Source organism: Geomonas ferrireducens (assembly GCF_004917065.1).
Taxonomy (GTDB): domain Bacteria; phylum Desulfobacterota; class Desulfuromonadia; order Geobacterales; family Geobacteraceae; genus Geomonas; species Geomonas ferrireducens.
Genome location: NZ_SSYA01000001.1, coordinates 1,692,487 through 1,704,665, shown reverse-complemented (window position 1 = coordinate 1,704,665; position 12,179 = coordinate 1,692,487). Strand labels below are relative to the sequence as shown.

At 55.2% G+C, this 12,179-nt stretch carries 12 protein-coding genes; 3 read left to right on the top strand and 9 right to left on the bottom strand.

Annotated elements, in window-relative coordinates:
- Positions 1–289: 289 nt before the first annotated feature.
- From E8L22_RS07440 to trxB, 9 genes are all read right to left on the bottom strand, one after another.
- The gene (locus tag E8L22_RS07440; protein ID WP_136524546.1) at positions 290–772 is read right to left on the bottom strand and encodes a hypothetical protein; all 483 of its coding nucleotides are present in this window, start codon (positions 770–772) and stop codon (positions 290–292) included.
- Between the two features lie 493 nt (positions 773–1,265).
- The gene (locus tag E8L22_RS07435; RefSeq protein ID WP_136524545.1) at positions 1,266–1,535 is read right to left on the bottom strand and encodes a hypothetical protein; all 270 of its coding nucleotides are present in this window, start codon (positions 1,533–1,535) and stop codon (positions 1,266–1,268) included.
- A 171-nt stretch (positions 1,536–1,706) separates the two neighbouring features.
- Positions 1,707–1,985 carry a hypothetical protein gene (locus E8L22_RS07430; RefSeq protein ID WP_136524544.1) on the bottom strand — a complete coding sequence of 93 codons (279 nt, stop codon included), beginning with the start codon at positions 1,983–1,985 and terminating at the stop codon, positions 1,707–1,709.
- A gap of 148 nt (positions 1,986–2,133) precedes the next feature.
- A complete protein-coding gene (locus E8L22_RS07425; RefSeq protein ID WP_136524543.1) occupies positions 2,134–2,727 on the bottom strand; it encodes a hypothetical protein in 594 nt (197 codons plus the stop codon).
- Positions 2,728–3,005: 278 nt separating this feature from the next.
- Positions 3,006–3,764: a hypothetical protein gene (locus E8L22_RS07420; protein ID WP_136524542.1), complete on the bottom strand. Its 759-nt coding sequence runs from the start codon at positions 3,762–3,764 to the stop codon at positions 3,006–3,008.
- 62 nt (positions 3,765–3,826) lie between these two features.
- Complete coding sequence (locus E8L22_RS07415) at positions 3,827–4,519, bottom strand: hypothetical protein (protein ID WP_136524541.1); 693 nt, start codon at positions 4,517–4,519, stop codon at positions 3,827–3,829.
- A 1,008-nt stretch (positions 4,520–5,527) separates the two neighbouring features.
- Positions 5,528–5,965: a hypothetical protein gene (locus E8L22_RS07410; RefSeq protein WP_136524540.1), complete on the bottom strand. Its 438-nt coding sequence runs from the start codon at positions 5,963–5,965 to the stop codon at positions 5,528–5,530.
- Positions 5,966–6,378: 413 nt separating this feature from the next.
- Positions 6,379–7,905, bottom strand: a complete 1,527-nt coding sequence (locus E8L22_RS07405; RefSeq protein WP_136524539.1) for a YifB family Mg chelatase-like AAA ATPase — start codon at positions 7,903–7,905, stop codon at positions 6,379–6,381.
- Between the two features lie 123 nt (positions 7,906–8,028).
- On the bottom strand, positions 8,029–8,982 hold the full coding sequence (trxB, locus tag E8L22_RS07400) for a thioredoxin-disulfide reductase (protein ID WP_136524538.1): 954 nt from the start codon (positions 8,980–8,982) through the stop codon (positions 8,029–8,031).
- Between the two features lie 208 nt (positions 8,983–9,190).
- On the opposite strand from trxB, the gene E8L22_RS07395 reads away from it, so the two are divergent.
- Genes E8L22_RS07395 through ilvA form a run of 3 tightly spaced genes read left to right on the top strand, consistent with a single transcriptional unit; the run spans position 9,191 to position 12,141 of the window.
- Positions 9,191–9,868 (top strand): hypothetical protein, encoded by a 678-nt coding sequence (locus E8L22_RS07395; RefSeq protein ID WP_246044571.1) that lies wholly within the window; start codon positions 9,191–9,193, stop codon positions 9,866–9,868.
- Between the two features lie 46 nt (positions 9,869–9,914).
- A complete protein-coding gene (locus E8L22_RS07390; RefSeq protein ID WP_136524536.1) occupies positions 9,915–10,916 on the top strand; it encodes a cation diffusion facilitator family transporter in 1,002 nt (333 codons plus the stop codon).
- Positions 10,917–10,932: 16 nt separating this feature from the next.
- The gene (ilvA, locus tag E8L22_RS07385; protein ID WP_136524535.1) at positions 10,933–12,141 is read left to right on the top strand and encodes a threonine ammonia-lyase; all 1,209 of its coding nucleotides are present in this window, start codon (positions 10,933–10,935) and stop codon (positions 12,139–12,141) included.
- Positions 12,142–12,179 lie beyond the last annotated feature (38 nt).

The following is a 12,179-nucleotide window of genomic DNA, read 5'->3' as shown; positions in this document are numbered from 1 at the left end:
TCCGCTCAAATGTCCAAAAGTATGGCCTGCCCCCGCCTTTTCTTCATTTGTTCCTGGCCAACGTCTTCAGGGTGAGCGGCGCGTAGCCGTCTGTCTCTACCCGTCTGGTTGGACATCACTTATTGTCAGGTCCAAGAATGGCGTCCTCCGCCTGCTTGTGCAGTGGTTCGCTCTCAGATTGGAGTAGCCTCTGAACTGTCCCTTTCGTGGCTTCAATTGTCGACCGTTTCAATAACACTTGTGCCAGTCGCCACTGTTCATCAGCCTCTTCTCTTCTTCCTATCTGTTCCTAAGCGACTGCGAGTTTTCCTCGATCGAGTCCTTCTACGATTTTTCTACCTTTTTTCATTTTTTCGTCTCTCGACATCAAGTTCAACACCGGGAGCGCAAACGGATACGTGTAAGGTTTGCAGTCAATGTCATTGGGGTCAGGCTCGACATTCGGACGTTCCAATCCGCTCAAATGTCCAAAAGTCTGGCCTGACCCCGCCTTTCCCCCCGCCTCCGTCAGTCCGAGTTCCGCCAATAAGGAATTCTGAAAACTCACATCACCTGAGATGGCCTTACGCCAAAAATGCTTTCCACGGGTATCAGCGAAAAGCTTGCACCACTCAAGAACAGCGATGTCAAGGAAGTTGCTATTTACGTTCCGCCCAAATTGGCCTTTTAATTTTGATTTTCCATTATGCCATCCAGCTTTGTAGAAGGCTAAGTTACGAAGGCAGTGACAACAGAGAATCGCTACGCGTCGAAGATGCTGACTTCGTGTCATATACTTAACCTCAGACCTATCAGAACAGTCATACTCTCAATATTTTGGGTTCTCTGACATAACGGGCTGCGGGTGAGCGGCGGAGCGTCAAACCTTCTGAAACATCCATCAGCTTTATGCCGACCAGCGTAGTCCGTCTCCACCCGTTTTAGTTGGTCGCTCCCTACCCTTAGCATATTCATGACTAATCAAAACCCGAACTTGCCAAGTGTTACGAAATCTTAGATTGCCCCGCTTATTACAATGACAACGAGCAGCAGGATTATTATGAGCATCGCGTGCGCATGCAAAAATGCTGGTCCTATGGTAAGTGCTGTGACACACAGAATCAGAAGGGCAAGGCCGAACGCTTCGCCTACGTATTTGTTTTTCAGAAAGTTTTTTACTTTATCTAAACAACCTCTGCACATTTCAATCCTTGTCTTCTGTGTTTATCTGAAGCCCCCCCACCAAAACAATAAGACCCACCAGTTCTGGTTGGGCTCACTCCTGCTCAATTCTTCTTGCTGCTCCGGAAAATCAAAGCGGCTAGTCGCAGAAAAATAATTCCGAAACCGCAATAGATGCCACCCAGTGCAACTGCCATAAATCCTTTTACAGTTCCGACTTTTCCAGCTTTTGTTGTGTACTGAATTTCTTTATTGATGATGCCCTTTACCACGCCATAGTACATGATTCCGAACGCGACAATAACAACCAACACGCCGCAGAGTTTGCCGATCCAAGAAGGCAGGTAAATTTCATCTTGATGTTGAAGACTCATTTCAGTCCATTACCTGTCCAACGGGTTGCGGGTGAGCGGCGGAGCGACCTTGCTCTCACAGGCTTCTCCTCGCTCCTACTGACTCGCGGAATCCGTCTCCACCCGTTGTGGTTGGGATCCGTAATTTATTCCTCTTATGGGTATCGTGTCCCCGGAACTTCTTGTTGTGCATCATTTCTGCATTATCACTTGAAATCCCATGTACAGCGCCAAAATGATCACGATCACAAAGAAAAATAGTCCGTAAAGAAGGTAGAAATGCTTTGGTCTTAGGTAAGAGCGTGAAACAGTGGAAAGCTTTACAAAGTGCCAAAATCGCTTGCAATCCGTTTTCCCACAGAAAGGGCAGATGAACGGTTGGCTCCATTGGCTGAATCTCTCCTGCAGGAGCCTTTCAAACTCGTCCACATCCGGAACTTTTTCATCCTGTTTCGGTTTTTCTGCATCCATTATCTTCGCCTTTTTGAGATCTCAGTTCCTGTCCAACGGAGGCGGCCTTGACCGGCGGCGTTAGCCGTCCAAGTCTAAGGTCGTTGTTGGGCTCTCGCCTCCGCCATCTGTGGCGATACGCCTTTTTACCCACCCATCCTGGATTACGTTACTCTGGACCGGCGCCTTTCCTTTGTATTTTTGTAAAAAGGCCGGCAGCGACACTGAAGAAAGTTATCGCAAGCCAGCAATAGAAGGTTGGGCGCGCGAGCCCTTGAGCAATTTTGATAATCCAATCTAATCTTGCAATATTATCTCTGGACTCGATATCCTCTTTTGTCGGCTGGTACGGAGTAGACTTTCCGGTTTCAGTCAAATAGTTAACTAATACCCCATCGTTTTTGTACACGTCGCTCGCATACAGCTGTGAAATTTTAGATTTTAGCTTTAGGTCGTATTTGTGACTCTTCATATTTCGTTTTATGATATCAGCATTGGATTTTGTAAAGGTGGGATCTATGGACATTACCCAATATGATGCAGTCAAAATAAACAAACTTATCACAGCCCCAGCAACCAATAAAATGAGCCCTTTCATGGGCTGCAATCTCTGCCTCAGCAATCTGATACCAATAGTTATCAAGCTAATGGTCAAAAAACCCAAGGCAAGCAAGGACAAAAGACTTTCTGTAAATGCGGTGGAAACCAACAGGGCGACTCCTGCAAAGATAATCCAATTGCTTTTTTGGCTAACTACTCTCATCTAGCCTTTTCCTTTTGTTTCGCCAACGGGCTGCTGGTGAGCGGCGGAGCGAACCAACGCTTGCAGGCTGTTATCAACTCTTACCGACTGCGGAGTCCGTCTCTACCAGTTTTTGTTGGGAAAAGTAGCCTGTCCCCTTTTACCTCTGTCCGCTCCTACTGAATCGTGCAGTCCGTCTCCACCCGTTGTGGTTGAGATCAACGCTCATTATGCCTCTCATGTGTCAGCTACTTATAGGTAATGTGTCACCGGAACCTCTCCGCCTCGCTCCCGACAATTTATGGCCTTGTTAGACCTTTTGCCTTATACACAATCGGTTTGGTAGTTGTCTCCCACTCCGACTTGAAAATCTCCTTGCCATCCTCTCGGATAATCAGTTGGATCTCTCCGCCTGGCGAAGTCTTCCGCACGGTGCAGGACTTGATGCGGTCGCCCCAAAATGACTTGGACAGATTACCGATATGAAATTCATCCCTTATGGCTTCTTTGATTTCTTTGCCTCCTTTCAAATATATGTACGAACCTTCAAACGCTGGCGCAGGGGAGGTCGTTCCACCAACACCGACGATTAACATTTTTTCTTTCACGGCGGGTACAGGAGAAAATCTTTTTTCCGTGATGCCAGGCAGATAGAAAGCGTTTTTCTTCTTGCCGTAAGGTATCTGCAGGGAGTTACCTGCTTTTACGTATTGCACATATATGACGCCAACAATCGTGACATTTGGACGATACCGGATGCCGTCCTGTTCAAATCCAACCTGGAAACCCGCCGGTAAAGGTCGGAGTTCCACGCTTTTCGCTTCTTCGGAACAAAACGCCCGAATGGACTTCTCTCCTATGGCCCTCATCTTCGCGGAGACGCCTTGCCAGTTGTAAAGCTCAATTATCGCCTGGCTGTCTTTAGCTTTCAGCGCCGCCTCAAATCGTCTCAACAAATGTTCAGCGCTCGTCGGCGGCGATTTTTGTGCAGATACGATGGAAGTAGGCTGTGCAGTCATTAGCGTCGCAAGGACAAAGATTACCCAGAAGTGTTTCACTGTTGTCCTCCCTGGATTTGAACGGCAATAGGCTGACCCACGGAGCGTCAGCGGAGCTGGGTCTAGCCGGGTGTTGGGTGTTCCTTCTTGACAGGAGTAAGGAGGCCGGCAGTCAGACTGACCGCAATGACAACTATCCAAAAGTAAAACGACAAATAGAGGCTTCTTGTCATCCAGTTGATAAGTTGTTGTGCCTTTAGAATGTCTTCACGTTCTTTCTTCTCTTTTTCTGTTGGTTTGTACTGTTCTTCCTTGCCATCTGGGCTGAAGTAATTGATTTGAACTCCGTCCTCTTGAAATCGTATGTATGCATACATCTTGCTTCTTTTAGCTTTATTTTCTTGGCTGAGCGTTCCAGATTTTATGTTTGCTTCCATTTTATTTCGAGTTTCGACGGTGGTTCCGCTCAAAGCCGGTAGTTTGATAAAGGTTTGATAACCTTGGTAGCTTATCAAAAAACAGCCGCCAGCGATGCAAATTCCCAATGCCGGTAATATTAGGCGCTTGAATGTAAATCCTTCTTTTCGGATAAGTCTTAGCCCAGCAATAATCATTGTTGCTATGGCAATGGTAAGCCCGAAATCGCGTAATGCACGAAGCATCCACTCAATCAGTGCAACTTTGGTGGTCAGATTTTCCAGATCAAATTTATACCTGCCATGCGCAAGGTCTGTGATGAAATAGGTCAGGAAGCCCAATAGGATGATCCATTCGCTCTTGTTTTTTGGTAGTAGTTTCCTTCTCAGATTTTTCATCATTCCTTCTCACCCAACATGTTATTGACCGGTTAGGAAAGTTACCTATATAGGGTGCTGGCTACCTATATAAGCAACTTGTTACCTATAAAGGTAACCACCATCGATTACCTATATAAGTAACTTTCCGTGTCAGAGGATTCCACATTCGTCTTTAATACAAGATGAGCCTCCAGTCGCGAGCGCCATCCGTAGAGGGCGTCATTGGCGTCCAGCAGGTTAGCATCACGGTTAATTACGATCAATGTAAAAATCTTGTCGTTCGCTCTCCCCTGTATCGCTCAGGGTAGAGTACCGTGCGTGCGGAAATGCCCAACCCAACCTCTTGCCTCCTCGTTGCCTGACACATTCATGTGACACCCCATGGATAATCTCACTCGCGTCGGTGCAAATTTGCAACGACCTCGTGGTAACCTGAAACGCCTCCGTTGAAGTTCGCAGCGTGGACGTACCAACTTGAAACGTCGTCGTGGTAACTTGTAACCTTGACATACTCAGTTGAAACGCGGTCATTGCGACTTTCAACACGGACATACAACGTTAATACGTGTCCGTGCAAATTTGCGACGTGGACGTACTAACCTGCAACATGGACGTACTAACCTGCAACATGGACGTACTAACCTGCAACATGGACGTACTAACCTGCAACATGGACGTACTAACCTGCAACATGGACGTACTAACTTGGAACATTGACGTACAAACTTCAAACATGGACGTACTAATTTCCAACGTGGTCGTGGGAATTTTAAACGCGCGCGTGCAAACCTGAAACCTGCCCGTTGCAGTTTGAAACACGGGCAGGTCAATCCGGAACGCCTTCATGCGATTTAGAAACGTGCACGCCTGGGGGATGGGATGGTGCGTAGGTAAACGATGGGAGAACGTGGGTGATAAATAGAGGGGGGTACTTGGCCGGTACCCCCCAAAGCTTGCGTTCGTTTGGATTGGCACTGCTTGCGACCGTGAGGCGACGGATCGGCGTCCTCCGGTCGGACAACGTGATCAGGATTGAGCCTGCTCCGCATCCTGAGCCTGAACATCTTCAGACGGCGCCTGGGACGCGCCCACCCTGGAGATGCTCCTCCGTTCCTTAGCGAGATCGAACCCCGAAGTGATAAGCGCCTCGGGGTTACGGACGGCAGCCGCCTCCAATAGCGACGCAATCTCGTCCATGTACTGGGTCAACTGCGCCTGGAGAGCCTCTCGCTCCGCAATATCAAGCTTGCTGGAGTAGAGCCAGGCCCTTTGGTACACCTCGTGGTACTTCGCCGCCAAGGACAAAAACAACGATGACAATTCCGGATTCGCCGCCCATACCGATGCCGGGATCTTCGGGTTGTCGGTCAGGCACTTCCACACCCTCAGCAAGATGCTGTAGAACTTGCTCGGAGTCTTGCATCGGTAGGTTCTCAGGATTCTACATTGCGCTGGCCTTACCATGTCGCTACCTCCTTTAGCTGGGTTGGGTGCAGCTTTCTGCGCATACGAACATCAGCAAAACACATGCGCCAGTATATGAGGCATCGCTAATTTTGCAAGGGAGTGGAGCACATTATTTCCCGGCGCTTCGACCGGGCGCCGACTCCGGCTAGGTCCAGGCGCGTAATAGGACGCCCCTCCATGTGGAACCAAAAGAAAAAGGTTAACCGCAGCATGCGCGATGGCTGGGGCAGCAGGAACTTGTATGGTCTGACCAAGACAAATCCCCCCCTGCCCCCCCTTCGCAAAGGGGGGAACTTTAGGCTCATGCAGCGCTTAATCCACTGTCCCCGGAATTTCCTGAAGAACCAAGAAAAAGGGGACTGGCTCCTGCGGGTGCCAATCCCCTTTTACGTCTCCACTGCAGTCTGCGTTCAGGTCTTGCGGTCCAGGCTGCGGTACTGGATCGCCTCGGAGATGTGGTGCTCCAGGATATTCTCTACGCCCTCGAGATCGGCTATCGTCCTTGCTACCTTGAGGATCCTCGTGTAGCTCCTGGCGCTGAGACCGAGGCGGTCGGTAACCACTTCCAGCATGCGGTTTCCGGCTGCATCCGGTTCGCAGAACTTGCGGATCATTCTGGCGGTCATCTGTGCATTGCTCCTGACGCGCGTTCCCTTGAAGCGCTCCTTCTGGACTTCCCTCGACCTCGACACGCGCAGGGCGATCTCGGCCGAGCTCTCGGTCTCGCCCCGGTCGGCAAGGTCTCGGTACTTGACGGCGGGCACCTCGATATGGATGTCGATCCGGTCGAGGAGAGGCCCGGAAACCCTGGAACGGTAGCGATGGATCATGAGGGGGGTGCAGGAACACTGGTGCACCGGATCGGAAAGGTAGCCGCAGGGGCACGGGTTCATGGCGGCAACGAGCATGATCCGGCTTGGATAGGTAACCGAGGAGAGCGCCCGGGAGATGGTGACGCGGCCGTCCTCCATCGGCTGGCGCAAGACCTCGAGGACGTGCTGCTTGAACTCGGGGAGCTCGTCCAGAAAGAGCACCCCGTTGTGCGAAAGCGACACCTCGCCGGGCTTCGGTGTGTTGCTGCCGCCGATCAGCCCGACGTCGGAGATGGTGTGGTGCGGGGAGCGGAAGGGGCGGGTCGAGATGAGCGCGTGGTCCCGCTCCAAAAGCCCCATCACGCTGTAGACCTTGGTCGTCTCGATCGCCTCCTCGAAGAGCATGGGAGGGAGGATGGAGGGGATGCGCCGGGCCAGCATGGTCTTGCCGGAACCGGGCGGGCCTATCATCAAAAGATTATGGCTTCCGGCCGCGGCTACCTCCAGGGCGCGCTTGGCGTGCTCCTGACCGCGCACCTCGCTGAAGTCGTCACCGGGATCCCCTCCCTGGCTGAAGAGAGCGTCGATGTCGGCGCGGTACGGGGCAATGTCCCGGTTGCCGTTCAGAAATTCCACCACCTCGGCAAGCTCCGTCACGCCGATCACGTCGACCCCCTCGACGACACCTCCCTCGGCAACGTTCTCGGCCGGGATGATGATCCCCGCGAGTCCCGCCTCGCGCGCGGCGACGGCGACGGAGAGACAGCCCCGGACCGGTTTCACTCCTCCGTCCAGCGACAGCTCACCCAATAGGATGTAGCGCTTTAAAAGCCCTTCCTTGATGACGCCGGTCGCTGCGAGTATGCCGATGGAAATGGGGAGGTCGAAGGAGGCCCCTTCCTTCTTGACGTCTGCGGGGGCGAGGTTGACGGTGATCTTGCGGTTGGGGAAATCGTAGCCGGAGTTTTTGAGGGCGGCCTTGACGCGGTCCTTGCTTTCCTTGACCGCGCCGTCGGGTAGGCCGACGGTGGAGAGTTGGGGAAGCCCCTGGGCGATGTCCACCTCGACGTCGACGAGAATGGCATCTATACCCACAAGCGCGCTGGAAAAGACCTTGGCAAGCATGAGAACCCCCAACTGAAGGTGAAGGGTGAGTTCCTGCGGTGGCTGCGGTGGTGCGCTGCTTCTGGTTCGGCGACCCTCTTGCCTTCTCCCTCCCCCCGGAAGGGGAGGGAAAAGGAAGGGTAATTAGGCTTTCAGCATTTCGAGGTAGCGATCGGCGTCGAGAGCGGCCATGCAGCCGGTACCGGCCGAGGTGATCGCCTGCTTGTAGTTTCTGTCCTGCACGTCGCCGGCGGCGAAGACCCCGGGGGTGCTGGTCGCGGTGGAGTTACCTTCGTAACCGCAGGCGGTGCGGATGTAACCCTCGTCCATGTCGAGCTGCCCCTCGAAGAGATGGGTGTTCGGCTGGTGTCCGATGGCGATGAAGCAGCCATGCACGTCGATAACCTTGTCCGAACCGCTCTTGTGGCGCAGCCTCACACCGGTCACGCCGGACGCGTCCCCCAGCACCTCTTCCAGCTGATGGTTCCACTCGATGGTGACGTTGCCGCCGTTCTTGGTCTTCTCGATCAGCCGGTCGGCGAGGATCTTTTCGGCGCGGAACTTGTCCCTTCTGTGCACCACGGTAACGTGGCTTGCGATGTTGGAGAGGTAGAGTGCCTCCTCTACGGCCGTGCTGCCGCCGCCGATTACGGCGACCGGCTTGCCGCGATAGAAGAAGCCGTCGCAGGTGGCGCAGGCGGAAACGCCCTTACCTTTAAAGGCGTGTTCAGTCGGAAGCCCCAGGTATTTCGCCGAGGCGCCCGTGGCGATGATCAGGGCGTCGCAGGTGTACACGCCGCTGTCCCCTTCGAGGACGAAGGGAGGCTTCATCACCTGTGCCTTGTTGATGTGGTCGAAGATGAACTGGGTGCCGAAGCGCTCGGCGTGCTGGCGCATCCGCTCCATGAGATCGGGGCCCATGACCCCATCAACATCGCCCGGCCAGTTGTCCACATCAGTCGTCGTCATCAACTGCCCCCCCGCCTGCAGCCCGGTAATGAGGACGGGGTTCAGGTTCGCACGTGCCGCGTAGATCGCTGCTGTGTAGCCGGCGGGACCTGATCCTAAGATGATGAGACGATGGTGCATCGGTTCCATTTGTAAAAACCTCCGACTGAAATTTAGCCGGAAAGATAGCAGTATATATTCAAAATTGCAAGGTACCACACCGCTAACGCATTGACCCCAATAGCCAGCTCTGTTAAGATTCAGGGCATTGTTCCGTATAATGAAAAGGAGGCGAATTGTGAAAAAAATCGTAGCTTTACTTGCATTATCCCTGTCCATTTTGGGGGGCACCCAGGCCATGGCCAGAGATATAAACTTCTCCAGCGCCATCTCCCAGAAAGCCTTCAAGGACCTCACCAGGGAGGCGGGTGCCGCCCTCTCCTACCGTAATACCGCACCCGCGGAGCCGCTCGGCATCACCGGTTTCGACGCCGGGATAGAGGTTTCGGCCATCGACATCAGCGGCAGCGGCTACTGGGAAGCAGCCTTCGGCAATGATGCACCGTCGTACCTCGTGATTCCGAAACTGCGTGCTAGGAAGGGGCTTCCCTTCGGCATCGATGTCGGCGCCATGTACTCTTATGTTCCCGACTCCAACATCAAGCTCTGGGGCATCGAGGTGAGCAAGGCGATTCTGGAAGGGACCGCTGCGACGCCGGCGCTCGGCGTACGCGCCACCTACACCAGGCTCTCCGGCGTCAGCGACCTCGATCTGCAGACCACAGGGATCGATGCCTCCATCAGCAAAGGTTTCCTGTTCCTCACGCCGTACGCCGGGGCAGGTGGGGTCTGGGTGAACAGCGAGGCAAAGGGCCACTTGAAGAGTATCGCCCCGACGCTCGACACCGAAAATGTGTTCCAGCCGCGCATCTTCGGCGGCGTAAAGATCACTCCGTTCCCGCTTCTCGGCATCACCGCCGAGGTCGAATATCAGGAGCGCCCCATCTACTCGCTGAAGGGAGCCATTAGTTTCTAACTACTGCACCAGGGAGGGGCTAAAGCCCCTCCCGCCGGGGTACACCATGCACGCCCACGCCGACACCCATCTCGACCAGAGCATCACCGGACGCTTCAAGTACGCCATAGTCCTCACCTCGCTGACCCTGGTGGCGGAACTGGTCGGAGGCATCTGGACCAACTCGCTCGCACTCCTATCCGACGCGGCGCACGTGTTCCTCGATCTCTTCGCCCTGCTCCTCTCCTTGGGGGCCATCAAGCTCGCCTCCTACCCGGTGAGCGACACCCGCACCTTCGGCTGGCACCGCACCGAGGTCTTCGCCTCCTTCATCAACGGCAGCACCGTCTTCATCATCGCCGGCATCATCTGCTACGAGGCGGTCGGCCGTTTCATGCATCCCGAAGCGGTGAAGAGCCTGGAGATGCTGATCATCGCCGCGGTAGGCCTGGTTGCGAACCTGCTCTCCGCCAGCGCCCTTCACTCGCATTCCCACGACGACCTCAACGTGCACAGCGCGTTTTTGCACGTGATCGGGGACGCGGCGGCCTCGGTCGGCGTCATCGTCGGCGGTATCATCATGTACTTCACCGACTGGTACCTTCTCGACGCGATCATCTCCATGGGCATCGGCTTCATCATCTTCTGGGGCTCGTGGCGCGTGATGCGGGAGTCGGTGCACATCCTGCTGGAAGGTGTGCCGCGCGGGATAGACGTGAACCAGGTGGCCGTTGCCATCCGGGAGGTTGAGGGGGTCGAAGAGGTGCATCACCTCAACATCTGGACCATCTGCTCCCACATCATCGCGCTCTCCGCACACGTGGTGGTGCCGGATACGTCCCTGGGGGAGCATGGCAGGATCATCGAGAAGATCGAGGAGAAGCTATTCCAGCACTTCCACATCTCCCACACCACGCTGCAACTGGAGAACACCCGCTGCGCCGAAGCGCAGAGCATGAAACAGTTCCGGCACCGGCCGCGCGCCTCCGCAGTGGCGCACGCCCATGCGCACCCGCACCAGCACCCACACGGCTGTTGTTCGGGGCACCATCACGACCATACACATTGACCGGACGGTAGACTAGATGCTTGATTACGAATTGATCCTCGACGCGGCCCAGCGGCTCAAGAAAAGGGTGCGTCGCACGGAACTGATCCACGCCCAACACTTCAGCGAGCGGCTCGGCTTCCCCCTCTATTTCAAATGTGAGAACCTGCAGCGCACCGGCGCCTTCAAGATACGCGGCGCGCTCAACTTCATGACGGCACAGCCCCGCGAGGCTCTGGCCGGCGGCGTGATCACCGCCTCGGCGGGTAACCATGCCCAAGGTGTCGCCTTCTCCGCCGATCTGCTCGGCGTGAAGGCGGTGGTCTACATGCCGGAGAGCACGCCTCCACAAAAGGTATTCGCCACCCGCGACTACGGCGCGGAAGTCGTGCTGGAGGGGAAGAACTTCGACGAGGCGTGTGCCGCGGCGCTAAGGCAGGCGGAAAAGACCGGGGCCCTCTTCGTGCACCCCTTCAACGACCCGCTCGTAATGGCGGGCCAGGGGACCATAGCCCTCGAGATCCTCGAGGATATACCGGACGTGGCGAACGTGCTGGTACCGATCGGGGGGGGAGGTCTGATCGCTGGGATCGCCCGTGCCATAAAAGAGACGCATCCCCATGTCAGGGTGATCGGCGTGGAATCGGCCGCAGCCCCCTCGATGCGTCACGCCGTGAAGGCGGGCGAAGTCGTCACCATTCCGATCCGGGCGAGCCTTGCCGACGGCATCGCGGTGAAGACGGCGGGGAGCGATACTTTTCCCGTTGTGAAGGAGTACGTCGACGAGATCGTGCTGGTGGACGAGGAGGAGATCGCCCTTGCCATCGTCTCGCTCATGGAGCGGAACAAGCTGATGGTGGAGGGAGCCGGTGCGGTGGGCCTTGCGGCACTTCTGAACGGGAAGGTGAAGAAGATTTCCGGGAAGACGGTGGCGCTCCTCTCGGGGGGAAACATCGACGTGAAGACCATCGCGGTGGTGGTCGAGCGCGGTCTTCTGGCGGCGGGGCGCTACCTGAAGCTCAAGGTGGAACTGGACGACGTGCCGGGTGCACTGGCGCGGCTCGCCACCGAAATCGCAGAGGCGCGGGCCAACATCTCCATCATCACCCACGACCGGCGCTCAGAATCGTTGCCGATCGGGAAGACCGAGGTGCTGGTGGAGTTGGAAACGCGCGGTGCCGAGCACATCCAGGAGGTGATCCGTCACCTGGGCAAGTGCGGATACCAGATCGAGGTCATGAGGTAACCTGCTCCGGCTGCCACAGCGCCAGTTGCGGCGGCCGG

Coding starts and splice junctions, on each gene's coding strand:
- E8L22_RS07440 (WP_136524546.1), bottom strand. CDS start 772: ATGACACGAAGTCAGCATCTTCGACGCGTAGCGATTCTCTGTTGTCAC.
- E8L22_RS07435 (WP_136524545.1), bottom strand. CDS start 1,535: ATGAGTCTTCAACATCAAGATGAAATTTACCTGCCTTCTTGGATCGGC.
- E8L22_RS07430 (WP_136524544.1), bottom strand. CDS start 1,985: ATGGATGCAGAAAAACCGAAACAGGATGAAAAAGTTCCGGATGTGGAC.
- E8L22_RS07425 (WP_136524543.1), bottom strand. CDS start 2,727: ATGAGAGTAGTTAGCCAAAAAAGCAATTGGATTATCTTTGCAGGAGTC.
- E8L22_RS07415 (WP_136524541.1), bottom strand. CDS start 4,519: ATGAAAAATCTGAGAAGGAAACTACTACCAAAAAACAAGAGCGAATGG.
- E8L22_RS07410 (WP_136524540.1), bottom strand. CDS start 5,965: ATGGTAAGGCCAGCGCAATGTAGAATCCTGAGAACCTACCGATGCAAG.
- E8L22_RS07405 (WP_136524539.1), bottom strand. CDS start 7,905: ATGCTTGCCAAGGTCTTTTCCAGCGCGCTTGTGGGTATAGATGCCATT.
- trxB (WP_136524538.1), bottom strand. CDS start 8,982: ATGGAACCGATGCACCATCGTCTCATCATCTTAGGATCAGGTCCCGCC.
- E8L22_RS07395 (WP_246044571.1), top strand. CDS start 9,191: ATGGCCAGAGATATAAACTTCTCCAGCGCCATCTCCCAGAAAGCCTTC.
- E8L22_RS07390 (WP_136524536.1), top strand. CDS start 9,915: ATGCACGCCCACGCCGACACCCATCTCGACCAGAGCATCACCGGACGC.
- ilvA (WP_136524535.1), top strand. CDS start 10,933: ATGCTTGATTACGAATTGATCCTCGACGCGGCCCAGCGGCTCAAGAAA.